Genomic DNA, 17,206 nt, shown 5'->3' on the forward strand with positions numbered 1-17,206 from the left:
ATACCCATCAGGCATTAGTTTTTCAAGCTTATTTGTTTTTCAATACCTAACTTTTTCATCCTTGCAAAAAGGGTTTTATCTTTCATTCCTAGAATAGTTGCCGCACCTTTAGGTCCGCTTACTCGCCATTTGGTATGATTTAAAACATCAATTATATATGCTTTTTGCATTTCTTCAAAAGATTTGAAATCACCAGAAGAAATTTCTCCGGCTGATTTTGGTATCCAGGAACCAGGATTTAGAGTAGTTCCGCTTTCAATAATCACAGCCCGTTCGATTAAGTTCTCTAACTCTCGTATATTACCAGGGAAATTATAATTCAAAAGTGCTTCAATAGTTCTTTTAGATAATCGTTTAAAAGCCTTTCCTGCTTTTGCCGAATATTTATCGAGAAAATACTGCGCCAAAAGAGGAATATCTTCTTTTCTAGCTCGAAGCGGAATGTTATCTATCGGAAAAACATTTAATCGATAGTAAAGATCTTCTCGAAACTCTCCTCCTCTTACCATTTCTTCTAAATCTCTATTTGTTGCTGCAACAATACGTACATCTACCTTTTGCGTTTTACTATCACCAAGCATATCAAATTCTCCTTCTTGAAGTACCCGAAGTAATTTGGGTTGTAAATCTATGGGTAGCTCTCCTATTTCATCTAAAAAAATAGTCCCACCGTCAGCTAAAGAAAATTTCCCAATTTTATCCTGAACAGCACCAGTAAAAGCACCTTTCTTATGACCAAAAAGTTCACTTTCGATAAGCTCATTAGGTAAAGTAGCGCAATTAATTTTAATAAGAGGTCTTTCCTTTCTTGTACTATTATTATGAACAGCTCTTGCCAAAAGTTCTTTACCAGTACCTGATTCACCAGTAATTAAAACCGTTGTATCTGTTGATGCAACCTGATGAACTTGTTCTAAAACTTTTGAGTATGATTTACTCTTATGAACAATATTGTCTGCATTTATCTTACTACTAATCTCTTGCTGTAAATATTCATTTTCATTCTCAAGTCTGGTTTTTAGAGACTTAATCTCTTCCAAAGCTTCAAAGAGCTTTAGGTCACGCATTTTACGCTCAGTAATATCCCGAACTACCGCACAATTAATATCCTCACCTTCATACATCAAATGATTAGCTACGATATCTGCAGGGAATTTGGTACCATCTTTTCTAGTTATCAACCACTCCATATGCATTGAGCCTTTTTCCTTTAATTCATCAAAATGATCATACCACCATTCTTTGGTAATATTGGCATCCAAATCATAGATTGAAAATCCATTAAGTTGTTTTTTTGAAAAACCTAATTGTCTTGAAACAGTATCACTGTAATGAAGTAGCTTACCTTCTCGATTATATACATAGACCAAATCCTGAGCATTATCAATAATCTCTTTAAAAAACTTTAACCTATTTTCTTTTTTATGCTGTTCAGTAACATCTTGGTATATCCCAATGATTTTAAACAACTTGTCTCCTTTTTTAATAGGTTTTGCAATAGCTCTAACAAATTTTGAAGGGTTTGTATTGGTCTCTAAAATCTCATCAAATTCTTGTTCATCCCTCCAAACATTTCTAAAAAGTTCTTTTACCTTTTCTTCTTCTTTGAAAAATTTTATCGCATTACCTGGTAAAAAATCTTCTTTATTCTTGGTATCCAATATGCAGAAGGCTTCCTCGGTAACAATTATTGAATTATCCTGTAAATTAAATTTCCATCCCCCAACATTGGCAATTGATTCTGCATCCTTCAATAGATTTCTGTAAAAACTAGACTCAGTAATATCATTAATAATAGAACAAATCATTTTTTTTCCATTATTTGAGAAAAACTGAGCAAAAACTTCCGCATCGTAAAATCTCCCAGATTTGGTTTTATGAATAGCTTTGAAATGCTGAACCTTTTCTTTTTTAAGAGTTTCCCAATGATTTTTCCAACTATCCTTGGTAACGGTCACATTCAAATCATAAATAGAAAGCTTGATTAACTCTGACTTTTTATAACCTAAACGCTTACAAAACTTAGCATTAGCATAAATAATCTTACCAGCCTGATCGGCCCAGATTACTTCGTAAGGCAATGCATCAATCAACCATTCTTTGATAGATAATTCGTTGTGTAGTGTTACCATTTTATGAGGTGTTTTGCTATGTTAAAAATAACTAAAATTTTCTCAAATAACAGAATTTTCTGAAAAATAAGAAAAATAAACAAGCTATTTAATATTTTAAACATTTGATTATCAGGGTTTTATTTTTTTGGCATGTGATTAGCCTAATGTTTAGAGAATAAAATTCAACAAAATCAGATGAAACGGAAAGACTTTTTAAAAAAATCGGTTGCTGGAAGTGCTTTATCACTAGTAGGAATTTCAACCCTTGTAAGTGCAACCCATTCAAACAAAAATAAAGATGTAGACCCTGAAAAAGTTGGATATAATCATTTACCAAATAAAGAAAATAAAACAATGAACAGCGTATTACACAAGGCAGATACAAGAGGAGATGCCAACCACGGATGGTTAAAATCTAAACACACCTTCAGTTTTGCAAATTATCATAATCCGGAAAGAATGCATTTTGGGGTATTAAGGGTCCTCAACGATGATATTGTTTCAGAAAGTATGGGTTTCGGTACTCACCCACATAACGATATGGAAATTATATCCATACCCCTTGAAGGCGATTTATTGCATAGAGATGATATGGGTAATACCGCAGTCATCAAATCTGGAGATATACAGGTAATGAGTGCAGGTACAGGGATCATGCATTCTGAATACAATAACAATCCCGACAAGCAGGTAAAGTTCTTACAGATTTGGGTCTTTCCGAATAAAAAAGGAGTAACACCAAGGTATGACCAAATCACACTAAATACCAATGACAGAAAAAACAAATTACAGCAAATCCTATCGCCAAATGCTGATGATGCAGGTGTATGGATTCATCAGGAAGCTTGGTTTCATATGGCTTCACTAGAAAAAGGAAAATCCATAACCTATGATTTAAAGAACAACAAGAAAAATGGTGTTTATGCTTTTGTGATTGATGGTGCCACTACCATTAACGATCAAGCCCTTTCTAAACGAGATGGGTTTGGAATATGGAATATAGAACAACTTGAAATCAAAGCAGATAGCAATACTGAATTACTTCTCATGGAAGTACCTATGAATTAATCTTTTAACACTTAAAAACTGAATAATAAACTGTCAACATTGACGAAAATCCAAAAACAATGAGAAAATTAAGTTTATCAATCGTTGTACTACTAATGACAACGGTATCCTATAGCCAGTGGGCTATGTATAACCCTAACCCTAACAATGACCCTGCTAATGCAGCAAAACAATTGTTAAACCCCACGAATCATGTTGTATTGATGATTGACCATCAAAGTCAAATGGCTTTTGCAGTAGAATCACAGCCAATCGAAGAGTTAAGGAATAATGTAGGATTATTAGCTGCGTCAACAAAATTGTACAATGTGCCGACAATTATCACCACTGTCGCCGAGAAATCTTTTAGTGGTCCCGTTTTCCCAGAAATTAGAGAGCATTATCCTAATAGCAATGAGTACATAGATCGTTCCACAATGAACTCTTGGGAAGATAAACGTATTGTTGAAGCGGTACAGAAGACAGGTAAGAAAAAATTAGTTGTTGCTGGTCTTTGGACAGAAGTATGTACACTTTCTGCCTCCTTATCCGCTCTCGAAGACGGGTATGAAGTGTATGTCGTAGTAGATGCTAATGGAGGTACTTCTCAAGAGGCACATGATATGGCAATTACCCGCATGATTCAGGCAGGAGTTAAACCAATCACGTCTCTTCAATACTTGTTAGAGATACACAGAGATTGGGCCAGAAGTGATAAGTACAATGATGTGGTCAAAATCTCCAAAAAATATGGTGGAGCTTATGGTTTAGGTATTGATTATATCAAAACAATGAGCAAATGGATGACCGGTAAAGAAGCAAGTGAGGCAGAAGGTCACAACAAGAAGTAAGTAGTTTATTAATGGCACTTTGTCATTGAAACAAGGTGCCTTAAAATCAATTGACAATGAAAAAGATATTGTTTATTATAGGTATTCTACTATTAACTATCTCTTGTAAAAACAGGCAGACTGAAAAAAAAGTAGAACCAAAAGATACCGCAGACTTAATTGTTACCAATGCAAAAGTAGCAGTAATGGATCAATCGTACACTTTTACAGAAGCCATTGCTATAAAAGACGGAAAGGTTCTTAAAACTGGAGCTTCCAAAGATATTTTAGCATTGCAAGGTGATGCAACAAAAGTAATTGATGCTAAAGGACGAACGCTCATTCCCGGATTAAACGATTCTCACTTACATCTTACGCGCGGCGGACGATTTTTTAACGCCGAAGTACGTTGGGACGGAGTGAAAACATTAAAAAGAGCTCTTGAAATGTTGAAAGAACAAGCTGCGCGCACACCAAAAGGTCAATGGGTGCGAGTGATTGGAGGTTGGAGTCCGTTTCAATTTGAAGAAAAGCGATTATTTACTATGGACGAATTGAACGAGGCTACAGGAAATGTTCCTACGTATGTTCTTTTCTTGTATAGTCAAGGATATTTAAATCAAGCAGGACTAGACGCCTTGGGGATTGACGAACATACAAAGGCACCAAAAGACTCTGAGTTTCAGAAGGGTGCTGATGGTAAATTAACCGGTGTATTGATCGCTGATCCTAATCCAACCATTCTCTATGCCCGGATAGGAAGCCTCCCCCCTTTAACCCAAGCAGAAATGGAAAACGGTACAAGACAATTTTACAGAGAATTAAACACTTTTGGAATTACCAGTGGAATTGATGCCGGAGGAGGTGGTCATAAATTCCCTAAAGATTATACAGGCACAAAGACATTAGCCGACGCCGGTGAAATGCCTATTCGTTTGTCTTATTACTTATTCCCTCAGAACAAAGGAGCAGAATACGAAGAGTTTACCGAATGGATGGAAACCAACGAGGTTGGTCATAATGGTGAAATTCACCTAGACCATGGGTATGAGTTAGAAGGTGGTGGCGAATTTTTGGCTTGGAGTGCCGGTGACTACGAAAATTTTTTGGCACCTCAACCATTACTTGATCGAGATCGCCCTACTTGGCGAAAAGACCTTAAACGTATTGTTAGACTTCATGTCGATAATGGATGGCCATTTAGAATTCACGCAACCTATGGTGAAACGATATCACTAATGTTAGATGTTTTTGAGGAGGTGAATCAAGAAACCAATGGAAAACTAGCTTCAAAACGTTGGTTGTTTGACCATGCCGAAACGGTACAAATCAAAGATCTGAAACGTATCAAAGCACTTAATGGAGGTATCGCCATTCAGGCACGTATGGCTTATGCTGGAGAATATTTTGTAGAGCGCTATGGTGCAGAAAAAGCTAAAGAAGCTCCCCCAGTAAAAAAGATGATAGAAATGGGGATCCCGGTAGGAGCAGGAACCGATGGTACTCGCGTAGCAAGTTATAACCCCTGGCCAGCTCTGTACTGGTTGATTACGGGTAAAACTGTTGGTGACTTCCAACTAGCATCAGAAGAAAATAAATTGAGCCGTGAAGAAGCGCTCCATCTGTATACACAAGGCAGTGCATGGGTATCTAACGAAGAGACAGTTAAAGGAACGTTGGAAGATGGTATGTTCGCAGATTTTGCCATCCTAACCGATGATTACTTCACCATACCAGAAAAGGAAATTAACGGCTTAAAATCTGTGCTCACTGTTGTTGGTGGTAACATTGTTTACGGAGCAGAAGAATACAGTGCAATGAGCCCTGCAATACCAGAACCAATTCCTAGTTGGTCTCCTGTAAAATATTTTGGAGGCTATCAATCAAATTAAAATCATAAAAAATTATAAAAAATGGAAACAGTAGTAAAAACAAAATGGAGTATTGACCATGCTCATTCTGAAGTTGGATTTAAAGTGAAGCATATGATGATTTCTACCGTCAAAGGTCACTTTGAAGAATATGATGCTTCAATTGAAGCTAGTAAAGAGGATTTCAGCGACGCAAAATTTAGCTTTTCTGCTAAAACTGCTTCAATCAATACTAAAAACAGTGATAGAGACAATCATTTAAAATCTGATGATTTCTTTAATTCGAATGATTTCCCAGAAATGATCTTCAACTCTAAATCTTTTAATGGAGGTGCCTTAGTCGGAGATTTGACCATCCGAGACGTAACTAAAGAAGTAACACTCAATGTTGATTTCAACGGTGTTGCGGTTGATCCATATGGTCAAACTAAAGCAGGGTTTGAAATGAGAAGTAAAATCAATCGAAAAGATTTCAATTTGACCTGGAGTGCAATAACTGAAGCAGGAAGTATTGTGGTAGCAGATACGGTAGATTTAGTAATTGACGCGCAGTTTATAAAGCAAGAATAAATGCAATCAAAAGGCTATCTGCTTTAGGATAGCCTTTTTCTAAATCCTTCCAATCAGATGAAAAACAAAAAGAATACTTCAAGGAGAGACTTTCTTCAAAAGGCAAGTTTGTCAACTTTGGCATTCAGCAGTCTACCCATAATCTCTACAAGTCTGGTAAGCTGCGAGACGAAATCTAAAACACAAAAGGGACTAATAACCGATAGCTCAAACCTTTCATCGGTTGTTACACGTAAAAACATTGCAGATATTCCCATCGATGACCCCGAAATCAAATTATTAAAAGATGCCATCCAAATTTTAAAAGAACGTTCAGAAATTTCTCCTTTGGACCCTTTTGGATGGACTGCCCATGGAATGTTGCATGCTACTTTTTGCGCAACCAGTATGTACTCCAATCAAATGCATTACAATTGGTATGTATGGCCGTGGCACAGATTATATCTGTGGGGAATGGAACAAAAACTCCAAAAAGCAGTTGGTGAACCCAAATTAGCACTACATTATTGGGACTGGACAAAATCTAATGTTATCCCAGAACATTATTGGGGTGACGAATCCAACCCTTTAAACAATATTACCCGATTAGTTTCAAAAACAGATGAAATCCCTAAAGATTTCATCAACGTTGGCGCAGCATTTAGAGCTGATAAATACAAAACCTTTGGTGGATATCCGGCTATCAAAAAACGTGGAGATTCACAATTGGATGGAATTGCTGAACAATCCTTTCACAATAACATCCATAATTGGATAGGCGGGCAAATGGCCACTTTTACCGAATCTGGATTTGACCCCATATTTTATGGTCATCACGGAAATTGCGATCGTATTTGGGAGGCCTGGAGAGCATATAGTCCCGAGAATAAACTACCTACAGATGAGGAGTGGTTAGAAAAACGATTGTTTGCCACAGATGGTAATGGAAGGCCAGTTGATTTTAAGATTAAAGAACTTTTGGACACTGAAACTTTAGGGTATCGCTTTGCAGATTTAAACTTGAACCCAAACTATTGTAATCCTTTTCTGGAAGCTGATAAACCTAAAAGAGAAGAAACCAAACGTGATTGTATCGTTGCCCTAAACTTAAACACATCTGATACAGATACGATTTACAAAGAATTTACAGACAAGGAACGCACTCATGTTATTCTTCATTTTGAAAGAGCGCAACTCCCCTATCAGCCTTATTGTGCAAGAGTATTTTTTGAATATGATAAAAATGGCATTCCACAAAGTAAGTATACCGGAACATTCACCATACTTCCTATTTTGGATTTAGACTCAGTTTTATTGCAAAATGGTGTGCATTTACAGATTGAAATTGAAAAAGAGATTGCAGAGGCCATTGATGCTAAAAAGGAAATCCAAGTGATCTTTCAACCCGTTCCCTTACCAAACAGAAATATTCCAGACGAAATATTGAAACTAGAAAACATCTCATTAGTAACTCATTATGAAAACAGTTAACTATCTCATCATTGCACTAGGCACCATACTCATAAATAGTTGTAGGCAGAAAGAAACGCTTCCAGTTCTCGGTGAAAAGGTCTTGAATACGTACACAGGTGAATTTAATTCCTATACAACGCCTGATTTTACATTGATCAATCAATTGAACAAAGAGGTAAGCTCCAAAGAGTTCAAAGGCAAAATACAAGTAGTCGATTTTTTCTTTACCAGTTGTCCGACCATCTGCCCAAAGATGACCAATCATCTCAAATATGTGGAGGAAGCTTTTCTGAATGAAGATAAGGTGAAAATTATTTCCATTAGCATAGATTCTAAAAATGATACTCCTGAAAGGTTATTAGCATACTCTGATATTTATAATATCAATCCAAGTAAGTGGAATTTATTAACAGGTAACAACGATACTATTTTTGAATTAGCCAAAGACTACAAGGTACGAGCATTTGATGATAGCTCCGAAAAAGAAATCAATCTTATTCATGACGGAACATTCGTTTTGGTTGATGGCAAACAACAAATCAGAGGTTATTACAACGGATTAGATAAAGACGAAACGTTTAGGTTGATCAAAGACATTAAGATCTTATTAAAAGAATATCCCTATGAAAACAGGTCTTAGTAAAACCATATTCAATCCCTGGCATAAAGGATTGACACCCAATATTACATTATTACTATTCAGAGTACTCGTTTCAACATCAATGATAAACACGCATGGAATAAAAAAGCTACTCGATTTTGAGAGTACGGTAAAACACATTCCAGACCCTATGGGTGTGGGAGGAGAAATCAGTGCAATAATTGCGATAATCGCAAATATCGTAGCTCCTGCATTTATTATTATAGGCTTGGGAACTCGACTAGCTATCCTACCCATATTAATTGTAACACTAACTGGTCTTTTAATAGTTCACATTGATGATCCTTGGACCGTAAAAGACATTCCGTTGATGTACACATTAAGTTATTTACTCATCTTTTTTATGGGGCCAGGCAAGTATTCTTTAGATCATAAATTCTTTAAAAACACCGTATAATGAAATCTCAACTCATTTTTATTCTGTTGGCCATTGTTGCAGGCGCTGTTCTACCTCTTCAGGCTGGCTTAAATGTGCAACTAGGAAAATCCGTTCATCAACCCATATTCGCTGCCTTTGCATCCTTTCTTATAGGTACCATCGGGTTATTTCTATATCTCTTTATCCTTAAGTTTGACTTTTCCTCAATATCACAGACCAAAAGTGTATCTCCTTTGGTTTGGTTCGCTGGAATCTTAGGGGCCTTTTACGTAGCTGCGGTAATCATTCTTGCACCAAAATTAGGTACAGCACTCACATTTGTTTTGGTGGTAGCAGGTCAAATGACCATATCCTTGATATTAGATCATTATGGGCTCTTGGGGTTACCTGTCAAGTCTATTAATTGGCAAAGACTATTAGGAGTTGTCTTCTTGGTTGCTGGTGTTTTATTAATAAGACGATTTTAAAAATGAAAACGAGGAGAAGCGTAATAGTAACTGTTGGTCTCGCTTTTGTACTAACGACATCTGCTCAGGAAAAAGAGGAGTTTTCCGAAAACCCATTTATTTTTAGCTTATTACGACAAAATGATCAACTTGAAATTCCTCCCAATAAATCCACTACTCAATATGAAAGTTTGAAGATTATTCCTCTTGGCAAAGAAACCACACTGAGTTTTGGAGGGAGCTATAGACTTCAAGCCGAAACTTTTATCAATGAACAATTTTCTTCAGAAGAAGATCAAAATGATGTGTGGTTTCTCAATAGAATTCTACTACACTCTCATCTAAAGATTGCAGACAAATTGGAAATTTTTGCAGAGCTAAATTCTAGTCTGATTACTAGTAAAGAAAACTTAGTACCTGTTGACAAAGATGAATTAGGCTTCAACCAGTTATTCGCAAGGTATCATTTTAACCCGCATTGGAATCTCTTGGTGGGCCGTCAGAATATGCGTTTAGGGAGTGGTCGACTCGTAGATATAAGAGAAGGCCCCAATGTACGTCTATCATTTGACATGGTACAAATAGAATATAAAACTGATCATACCAATATTAAGGGGTTTTATGCTGTTCCTGTGAGGCCCGAAGAAGGGATATTTGACAATGATGCACTAAATTTTGAGGAGGAAAGTTTAGCTGCTTTGTATTGGAGTCAAAACTGGACAGATCAAACAGGAACAGATGTCTACGTATTTTACAAAGAAGAAAAAAATAAAACTTGGAATTCAGGAACAGCCAATGACAACAGAGTATCCATTGGACTACGTCATTTCGGAAACTGGGAAAACTTTACATACAACAATGAATTTGTTTATCAAATTGGAAGTTTTGGAGATCAATCTATTAGAGCATGGACAGCCTCTTTTAATATTGAGCGCCCTTTAAATCTATTGGGTAAGAATGGCATCATTGGGATCAAAACAGAAGCGATCAGCGGGGATTCCAATAATTCAGACAACAACTTAAATACATTTGATGGTCTGTATCCCAGAGGAGCTTATTTTGGTCGGGTTGCACGTTTTGGTCCTTCAAATTTAATTGATTTTCATCCTTATATAAACACTCAACTTGGAGATTTCTCTCTGTCCCTGGATTATGTCGCTTTTTGGCGTTTTTCACAAAATGATGGGGTATATAGTCCTCCATTAGTTTTAGAATACCCAGCAATAAACAACAGACGATTTATTGGTCATCAAATTGGCACCATTACCGGATGGGAAATTAATAAATTCTTTAATTTAGAATTCGAAACTAATGTCATTTTCCCTGGTAATTTCCTCGAGCAAAGCGGGTTAAACAACACTTTGTTTCATGCTGTACTAACTGCAGAATTTAAATTTTAAAAACAATAATATGATGAAATACGAGACACTCTTAGAAGCGATTACTAATTTGCAAAAGCAAGGGTATACAGAAGACTTAAATCTCAAAACCAACTGCATTGAATGCAAAGCGTTAAACTATAATTTGTACGCTGATCAATTTGAAGTAGATCAGATGCATCGGTTCGAAGGCGACTCAAATCCTGATGATTCTTCTATTCTGTTTGCTATTTCAGCTCCAGAATTTAATCTAAAGGGATTACTAGTTGATGCGTATGGCGTTTACGCAGATCCATTAACCACTGATATGATTCAAAAATTAAAATATAAACCTCAATAAAATGGAAATAGAAATAAGAGAACGTGAAAACAAAGGCTTTGCGATTGCACGTGAAAATGAAAAAAAAGCCGGATTGATGTCATATTCAATCCCTGGTAGTGATTTTATCATTATCGATCATACCGAAGTAGATGATGCCTACAAAGGGCAAAGTATTGGCAAAAAATTGCTCTATAAGATTGTTGATATGGCACGTGAAAAAGATTTGAAGATTTTGCCCTTATGTCCTTTTGCAAATGCAATGTTCAAAAAACTAGATGACATACAGGATGTATTAAAACCATAGCTATGAAAACAAATCGGCTTGAAGCATTCAGTGATGGAGTGTTGGCTATCATTATTACGATAATGGTATTGGAATTAAAAATTCCTGAAGGGCATACTTTACAAAGCCTTGAACCTTTGCTACCTACGTTTATTACCTATATCTTAAGTTTTATTTACTTAGGGATTTATTGGAACAATCATCATCATCTGATGCACATTTCTGAAATGGTTAATGGTAAAATCTTATGGGCTAATTTGCATTTACTTTTTTGGTTATCGCTGTTACCCTTTGCAACTGGTTTTATGGGAGAAAATCATTTTGAGAAAACACCAACGGCGATATACGGATTTGTATTATTTATGTCCAGTATAGCTTGGGTGATACTCATTAATACATTAAGATCACATAATCGCGAAAAGACCAAACTGCAGAAAGCATATCATAGTACTAGAAAAACATATCTTTCTACTGTTTTGTATGGATTAGGAATACCATTGAGTTTCATAAATCCTGTATTCGGAATCATCATTTATGTTTTGGTGGCTACACTTTGGTTCATCCCGGATAAAAAAGTAGAAAAACACTACACATAGGTCCATATTAATTTTTGAAGCAAGTATTACAAAGAGCTTAAATGGATTAAGCTCTTTTTTTGTTAAGTTTATAAGACCAAAACGACTATTCTTAAAACGTACATCATGAAAAAGCTGTTTCTTACTCTATTATTCTTTACTGGAACTTTGTATTCCTTCTCTCAAAATATGGATAACAGCTTACTGGGAGAAATTCTAGAAAAAAATGCAGATACTCTGGGTGGTGTAACAGGAAACTGGAAACTTATATACAAAGAAACCCCTATGCTTTGCGTAACGGATCAAACCAACAACAGAATGCGCATCATTTCTCCGATAACAGAATCTTCTAATTTGGATAAAGATTTACTTTTGGATTCGATGACCGCCAATTTTCACTCTGCCTTAGATGTAAAGTATGCCATCTCTAATGGAATCTTATGGTCGGTATATATCCATCCGTTAAAAGAACTTACTCCTGAACAGATAGAAAGTGCTATTTCTCAGGTATATTACGCAGCTAATACATTTGGTACTACCTTTACTAGTACTGAATTGATCTTTGGAGGAGGTGCCGCCAAAGAAAAATCTGAACCCAAGATCATCGAAGAAAAAACACGTAAGTTTTAATCTACATTAAAACTGTATTTAGCTACTTTCCCTTTTACTCCTCTAAAAAACTGATACATAAACTGAATATCCTTTTCAGTATCATCTGTAGGATAAAAAGGTTCAGAAATCACATTTTGTTTTTTTCCAAAGTCAAAAGTAACCATAAGGATAGGTACTTCTGCAGCTTTTGCAATATGATAAAACCCAGTTTTCCATTCAGTAACTCTTTTTCGAGTTCCTTCTGGAGCGATCGCTATTCGAAGTTCATCTCTTTTTTTAAAAAGCTCGGCTATCGCTTCTACTTTATTTTGACCTGGAGTTCGATCTAAAGGAATACCCCCAACTTTTTTCAAATACCACCCTTGTGGCCATTTAAAAAGTTCTTTTTTTCCTAAAAAACTGATTTTGAGATCTACTATTTGTCGTATTAGAAGACCAATATAAAAGTCATGCCAACTCGTATGAGGAACAACCACTACGATACACTTTTTGATCTTATCTCCTTTAAAATCCCCGATCATTTTCCAACCCAGGATTTTATGGTATATAAAGGACGAAAGCCGTTTCATCTAGAATCATTTAAAAAGACAAAACTACAAAGAACGGTATAGATCCTTCAATTTATCAGCATTTATCTTTGATTTCCAATCTTTACCCAATGCATTTTCCCAAAGAGGTTCCAAACTTAAAGCAACAGAAGTCATAGTATTTAATTGCTCTTCGGTTACATTAGCACAAACACCTTTTGGTAGTTCTATATTGTGATAGGCCTTCATTTTCTTGAAGACTGCTACACCTTCAGGATAGTACTCTTCTAATTTATCAAAAACAATACAATTACCTATCCCATGCTTTGTTCCCAACACATAAGCCAATCCATAACTCATTGCGTGCGCTACTCCTACCTGAGAATATGCAATGCTCATACCCCCATGCCAAGAAGCCATCATCAATTTGGCATCAGCTTCCGCTTTGTCTAACGAATTTTCTAAAAATATCTCTTTACAAAGATCCAATGCTTTTTCACCATAACTTTGACTGAACGCATTGAGATACGTTCCATCCAGAGATTCAATACAGTGGATATAGCAATCCATTCCTGTGTAGAACCATTGGTTTTTGGGTACATCTTTAATTAATTCTGGATCAAGAATTACCTGATCAAAAGGAGTAAAGTCTGAATTGATTCCTAATTTACGCTCTGGCCCAGTCAATACTGTAGTTCTAGACACTTCAGCTCCTGTACCAGAAATTGTAGGTATCCCTACATGAAACACCGCTTTGTTTTTTACCAAATCCCATCCTTGATAATCGGCTGCGCTCCCTGGATTGGTCAACATTATTGCAACGGCTTTAGAAAGATCTAGAATAGATCCTCCTCCGATACCAATAATCCCACTAGGGATGAACTCATAATTATCTTTAATGGTAAATACTATTTGATCTACCTGTGAGGTCTTTGGTTCCTCTTTGGTAGATACATATATAATCTCATCTGTCGAAGATAGTGGTATCCTATCTTCGATAAAAGAAGTATCGTTCTGAAATACATCATCAATCAAATAAATAAACGGCGCAATACCTTTTCTTTCGGTAGAAATAATATCCTCTATCTGATTGAATGCCCCTTTTCCGAAAACCACTTTTGGAACCATCGGAAAGTTTTTATGAACCGCATGTTCTTTAGAAGTTGTGACAGTTTTTGTATTCAATGGATTCTGTTTGTTAATTAATTTCTTTGCTCTTTCTAAATCTTCCGGGGTATCAATTTCAACACCTTCGTGTTGTGTTTCGACCATTTTAATGTTTTTACCATATTCCAAATATCGGATGCACTCAATTTTCTCTGATGCTTCCAATGCTCTCATCGGTAAATGATAAAAATCTAAAATTGCCTGCTTTCTAAATGCGTAAATGCCTTTATGCTTATGATAAGTGTAGTTTATTTCTTTATCTCTTGGGTAAGGAATAGGTGCTCTGGAAAAATATAGCGCATAATTATTCTCATCAACAATTACCTTTACACTATTAGGATTCATAATATCATCCCAATCATCGATAGGAGTCATCAAACTGGCTAGATCTATGCGATCTGAATCTTCTCCATAGAAAACAGAAAGTACTTTTTCCAAACTTTCTCGTTCTGTAAAAGGTTCATCTCCTTGCACATTCACCACTATATCAACATCCATTTCCTCTACTGCTTCGGCGATTCGATCACTTCCACAACTGTGCTCCTTTTTACTCATAATAGCTTTCCCACCATGAGTAATAATTTCTTGAAAAATAATATCGCTATCTGTTACTACATAAACATCATCAAAAAGACCTGTTTCTATAGTAGCTTCGTAGGTTCGTCTAATCACTGTCTTACCACCAAGATCCTGCATTAGCTTTCCAGGAAAACGCGTAGCAGCGTATCTCGCAGGAATCATTGCGATGGTTTTTAGAGTATTTTTGTTCAAAGTTTTGTTGCTTTTTTGAAATTACAAAAGTAAGTTTTTTTATTAGTATATCTAAAAGTAACGATTTATATTTTTGGTATTAATGTATTACTAATAGGTTTTGTTACCCCTTTGCAAACAACTTTTTATAAATTTTTCTGAATCCTAAGATTAAAAGGAGCAACATAATAATAGCCAAAGGAGCAACAAATATTGATGCTGTAGACATTACTGCTGCTGTGCCAGTTTCTACTGCTGCTACAGCAGGGTTTGCCACTCCTCCTGTTGTTGCGGTAGAGGTCAATCGAGTAGCCCCCATAGTACTTTTAACAGTAGCTGCGGTACCACCGCCTGCTATAATTGCAAGTGCCCACGTGATTACTGGATTTAAATCCGCTACGGTAGATACCATAACTGCTGTACCAGCTACTGCTGCCAGAGGAATAGCCAAAGTATCTAAAATATTATCAAACCAGGGAATAAAATACCCAAAAATCTCAACCAAAGTTGCTATTACCAACACCCAGATGGAAAGCGTACTCCCTACCCACTCCCAACTTTGGTTTAGAGGAATAACATTGTAGTGGCCTGCCAAGCTTAGTACTAACAATGGTAGAAAAACACGAAAACCGACAGCTGCGGCTAATCCTACTCCTAAACAAATGCTCAGTATAATTTCTTGCATATCTTTTTATCTATTACATTCTTTAATCGTACTCAAAAGATACTAGTTTTCAATAAAAAAATCATCCTTAAACCCAATCAGATATATTTTTCTCTTCGCTCTGGTGATTGCAGTATATAACCATCGTAAATAATCTTTAGATATTCCGTCAGGCAAATAAGGCTGTTCTACAAACACAATATCCCATTGTCCCCCTTGAGATTTATGACATGTAATGGCATAAGAGAATTTCACCTGAAGACTATTAAAAAACTTGTTGTTTTTTACGCCCAAGAACTTCTTATACTTAGATCGCTCTCCCTCAAAATCCTTTAACACCTCCTGATATAATTTGTTCGATTCTTCATAAGATAAAGAAGGAGTCTCGGAAGTCAAAGTATCTAATAATAAAACCGTCTCAAAAGGTTTTTGATTTGGGTAATCAATCATACTAATTTTAACTTCAGCAAATCGAAAACCATATAATTCTTTTATAGCATATATTTCTAACACTTTAATAATATCCCCATTTGCTATAAATCCAGCTTCTGCTTTATTATCCAACCAGAAGTAATTGTTTTTTACAACCATCAGATGGTCACCTGCGGCCAACTCTTCTTCCTGAAATAGAATTCTGGATCGAATTTGCTGGTTATACAAGTTGGCCCTCTTATTTGATCTCAAAATGATTACGGATTCCTCATGTCCAACATTTGTGTACGCCTCTTGTAGCGCATCCATAATCTCATGTCCATCTTGACATCTTATAATATCAGGATATCCAGAGACATCGAATTGAAAGGAATCGTAAAACTCTTCGCGAAGTGTTTCTCGCAAAGCAGTAGCATTCATCAAAATACCACTATCTTCTGCTTGTCGTACTACTTCATCTAATTCAATTTGTACCACTTCTTTATTGAAACCAATTTCCAAAGTATTATAATCCAACGCTGGGCTTACTTCTAATTTTACCGGAGGCAACTGTGCAGTATCCCCGATCAAAAGAATTTTACAATTATGTCCAGAATACACATACATCATCAGATCATCTAACAGCGACCCATTCTCGAATAATTTACTATCACTTGGAGTATCAGGTATCATAGAAGCTTCATCAACGATAAAAATGGTATCCCGATGTTTATTCTGTTTTAACTGAAAAGCAACCCCACCAGCTTTATCTTTTTTAGGATAATAAATGTTCTTATGGATAGTATGCGCTTGTCTTCCAGAGTAATTACTAATTACCTTTGCTGCTCTACCGGTTGGTGCCAGTAGCACAGATTTCAGCTTTGCTTTCCATAAATTTTTTACCAGACTCCCAATCAATGTTGTCTTACCTGTACCTGCATATCCTTTTAAAAGAAATAAAGCGTCTTTATTACTTTCCAGAACAAAAAAAGCCAATTTTTGAAGTACAACATCTTGTTTTAAAGTAGGTTCGAAGGGGAAATCCTTCCGTAACAACTCATAAAACTCTTTTTCCCTCATGTGGTAAATTCTCTGTTTTTCCTTATTTTGTTAAGAATCCAAAGATAGGGATGATTTTTTCGCAAT

The 17,206-nt window shown here is 36.0% G+C and carries 18 protein-coding genes; 13 read left to right on the plus strand and 5 right to left on the minus strand.

The window, feature by feature from the left end:
- Nucleotides 1-14: 14 nt before the first annotated feature.
- Nucleotides 15-2,132 carry a sigma 54-interacting transcriptional regulator gene (locus ACXAGJ_RS21660; protein ID WP_474842863.1) on the minus strand — a complete coding sequence of 706 codons (2,118 nt, stop codon included), beginning with the start codon at nucleotides 2,130-2,132 and terminating at the stop codon, nucleotides 15-17.
- Nucleotides 2,133-2,468: 336 nt separating this feature from the next.
- Here ACXAGJ_RS21660 and ACXAGJ_RS21665 point away from each other — a divergent pair, with 336 nt between their 5' ends.
- The 13 genes from ACXAGJ_RS21665 (at nucleotide 2,469) to ACXAGJ_RS21725 (ending at nucleotide 12,559) form a co-directional block, all read left to right on the plus strand.
- Nucleotides 2,469-3,182, plus strand: coding sequence for a pirin family protein (locus tag ACXAGJ_RS21665; RefSeq protein WP_474842989.1), 714 nt, complete (start codon nucleotides 2,469-2,471; stop codon nucleotides 3,180-3,182).
- Nucleotides 3,183-3,241: 59 nt separating this feature from the next.
- On the plus strand, nucleotides 3,242-4,012 hold the full coding sequence (locus ACXAGJ_RS21670; protein ID WP_474842865.1) for a hydrolase: 771 nt from the start codon (nucleotides 3,242-3,244) through the stop codon (nucleotides 4,010-4,012).
- A gap of 56 nt (nucleotides 4,013-4,068) precedes the next feature.
- On the plus strand, nucleotides 4,069-5,883 hold the full coding sequence (locus ACXAGJ_RS21675; RefSeq protein WP_474842867.1) for an amidohydrolase: 1,815 nt from the start codon (nucleotides 4,069-4,071) through the stop codon (nucleotides 5,881-5,883).
- A gap of 21 nt (nucleotides 5,884-5,904) precedes the next feature.
- Nucleotides 5,905-6,432: a YceI family protein gene (locus ACXAGJ_RS21680; RefSeq protein ID WP_474842869.1), complete on the plus strand. Its 528-nt coding sequence runs from the start codon at nucleotides 5,905-5,907 to the stop codon at nucleotides 6,430-6,432.
- Between the two features lie 57 nt (nucleotides 6,433-6,489).
- Nucleotides 6,490-7,902 (plus strand): tyrosinase family protein, encoded by a 1,413-nt coding sequence (locus tag ACXAGJ_RS21685; protein ID WP_474842871.1) that lies wholly within the window; start codon nucleotides 6,490-6,492, stop codon nucleotides 7,900-7,902.
- Nucleotides 7,889-8,524 carry an SCO family protein gene (locus tag ACXAGJ_RS21690; RefSeq protein WP_474842873.1) on the plus strand — a complete coding sequence of 212 codons (636 nt, stop codon included), beginning with the start codon at nucleotides 7,889-7,891 and terminating at the stop codon, nucleotides 8,522-8,524. Before ACXAGJ_RS21685 ends, ACXAGJ_RS21690 begins: the two co-directional genes overlap by 14 nt.
- Nucleotides 8,508-8,942: a DoxX family protein gene (locus ACXAGJ_RS21695; RefSeq protein WP_474842875.1), complete on the plus strand. Its 435-nt coding sequence runs from the start codon at nucleotides 8,508-8,510 to the stop codon at nucleotides 8,940-8,942. The genes ACXAGJ_RS21690 and ACXAGJ_RS21695 overlap by 17 nt, the downstream gene beginning before the upstream one ends.
- Entirely contained in the window at nucleotides 8,942-9,391 is a 450-nt protein-coding gene (locus tag ACXAGJ_RS21700) for a DMT family transporter (protein ID WP_474842877.1), read from the plus strand. The genes ACXAGJ_RS21695 and ACXAGJ_RS21700 overlap by 1 nt, the downstream gene beginning before the upstream one ends.
- Nucleotides 9,392-9,393: 2 nt before the next feature.
- Complete coding sequence (locus tag ACXAGJ_RS21705) at nucleotides 9,394-10,770, plus strand: alginate export family protein (protein WP_474842879.1); 1,377 nt, start codon at nucleotides 9,394-9,396, stop codon at nucleotides 10,768-10,770.
- Nucleotides 10,771-10,780: 10 nt separating this feature from the next.
- On the plus strand, nucleotides 10,781-11,089 hold the full coding sequence (locus tag ACXAGJ_RS21710) for a phosphoribosylpyrophosphate synthetase (RefSeq protein WP_474842881.1): 309 nt from the start codon (nucleotides 10,781-10,783) through the stop codon (nucleotides 11,087-11,089).
- Nucleotide 11,090: 1 nt separating this feature from the next.
- Nucleotides 11,091-11,375, plus strand: coding sequence for a GNAT family N-acetyltransferase (locus ACXAGJ_RS21715; RefSeq protein ID WP_474842883.1), 285 nt, complete (start codon nucleotides 11,091-11,093; stop codon nucleotides 11,373-11,375).
- A 2-nt stretch (nucleotides 11,376-11,377) separates the two neighbouring features.
- Nucleotides 11,378-11,950 (plus strand): TMEM175 family protein, encoded by a 573-nt coding sequence (locus ACXAGJ_RS21720; RefSeq protein WP_474842885.1) that lies wholly within the window; start codon nucleotides 11,378-11,380, stop codon nucleotides 11,948-11,950.
- 105 nt (nucleotides 11,951-12,055) lie between these two features.
- Nucleotides 12,056-12,559, plus strand: a complete 504-nt coding sequence (locus tag ACXAGJ_RS21725; protein WP_474842887.1) for a hypothetical protein — start codon at nucleotides 12,056-12,058, stop codon at nucleotides 12,557-12,559.
- Here ACXAGJ_RS21725 and ACXAGJ_RS21730 read toward each other — a convergent pair.
- The 4 genes from ACXAGJ_RS21730 to ACXAGJ_RS21745 all read right to left on the minus strand — a co-directional run bounded on the left by ACXAGJ_RS21730 (nucleotide 12,556) and on the right by ACXAGJ_RS21745 (nucleotide 17,140).
- The gene (locus ACXAGJ_RS21730) at nucleotides 12,556-13,110 is read right to left on the minus strand and encodes a 1-acyl-sn-glycerol-3-phosphate acyltransferase (RefSeq protein ID WP_073312622.1); all 555 of its coding nucleotides are present in this window, start codon (nucleotides 13,108-13,110) and stop codon (nucleotides 12,556-12,558) included. The genes ACXAGJ_RS21725 and ACXAGJ_RS21730 overlap by 4 nt on opposite strands.
- A 24-nt stretch (nucleotides 13,111-13,134) precedes the next feature.
- Nucleotides 13,135-14,976 carry a 3-deoxy-manno-octulosonate cytidylyltransferase gene (gene kdsB, locus ACXAGJ_RS21735; RefSeq protein ID WP_474842991.1) on the minus strand — a complete coding sequence of 614 codons (1,842 nt, stop codon included), beginning with the start codon at nucleotides 14,974-14,976 and terminating at the stop codon, nucleotides 13,135-13,137.
- Between the two features lie 133 nt (nucleotides 14,977-15,109).
- Complete coding sequence (locus ACXAGJ_RS21740; protein ID WP_474842889.1) at nucleotides 15,110-15,670, minus strand: DUF4126 domain-containing protein; 561 nt, start codon at nucleotides 15,668-15,670, stop codon at nucleotides 15,110-15,112.
- A 42-nt stretch (nucleotides 15,671-15,712) separates the two neighbouring features.
- A complete protein-coding gene (locus ACXAGJ_RS21745; RefSeq protein ID WP_474842891.1) occupies nucleotides 15,713-17,140 on the minus strand; it encodes an ATP-dependent DNA helicase in 1,428 nt (475 codons plus the stop codon).
- Nucleotides 17,141-17,206: the final 66 nt, after the last annotated feature.

The organism is Aquimarina sp. AWH4_224 (assembly GCF_056160245.1).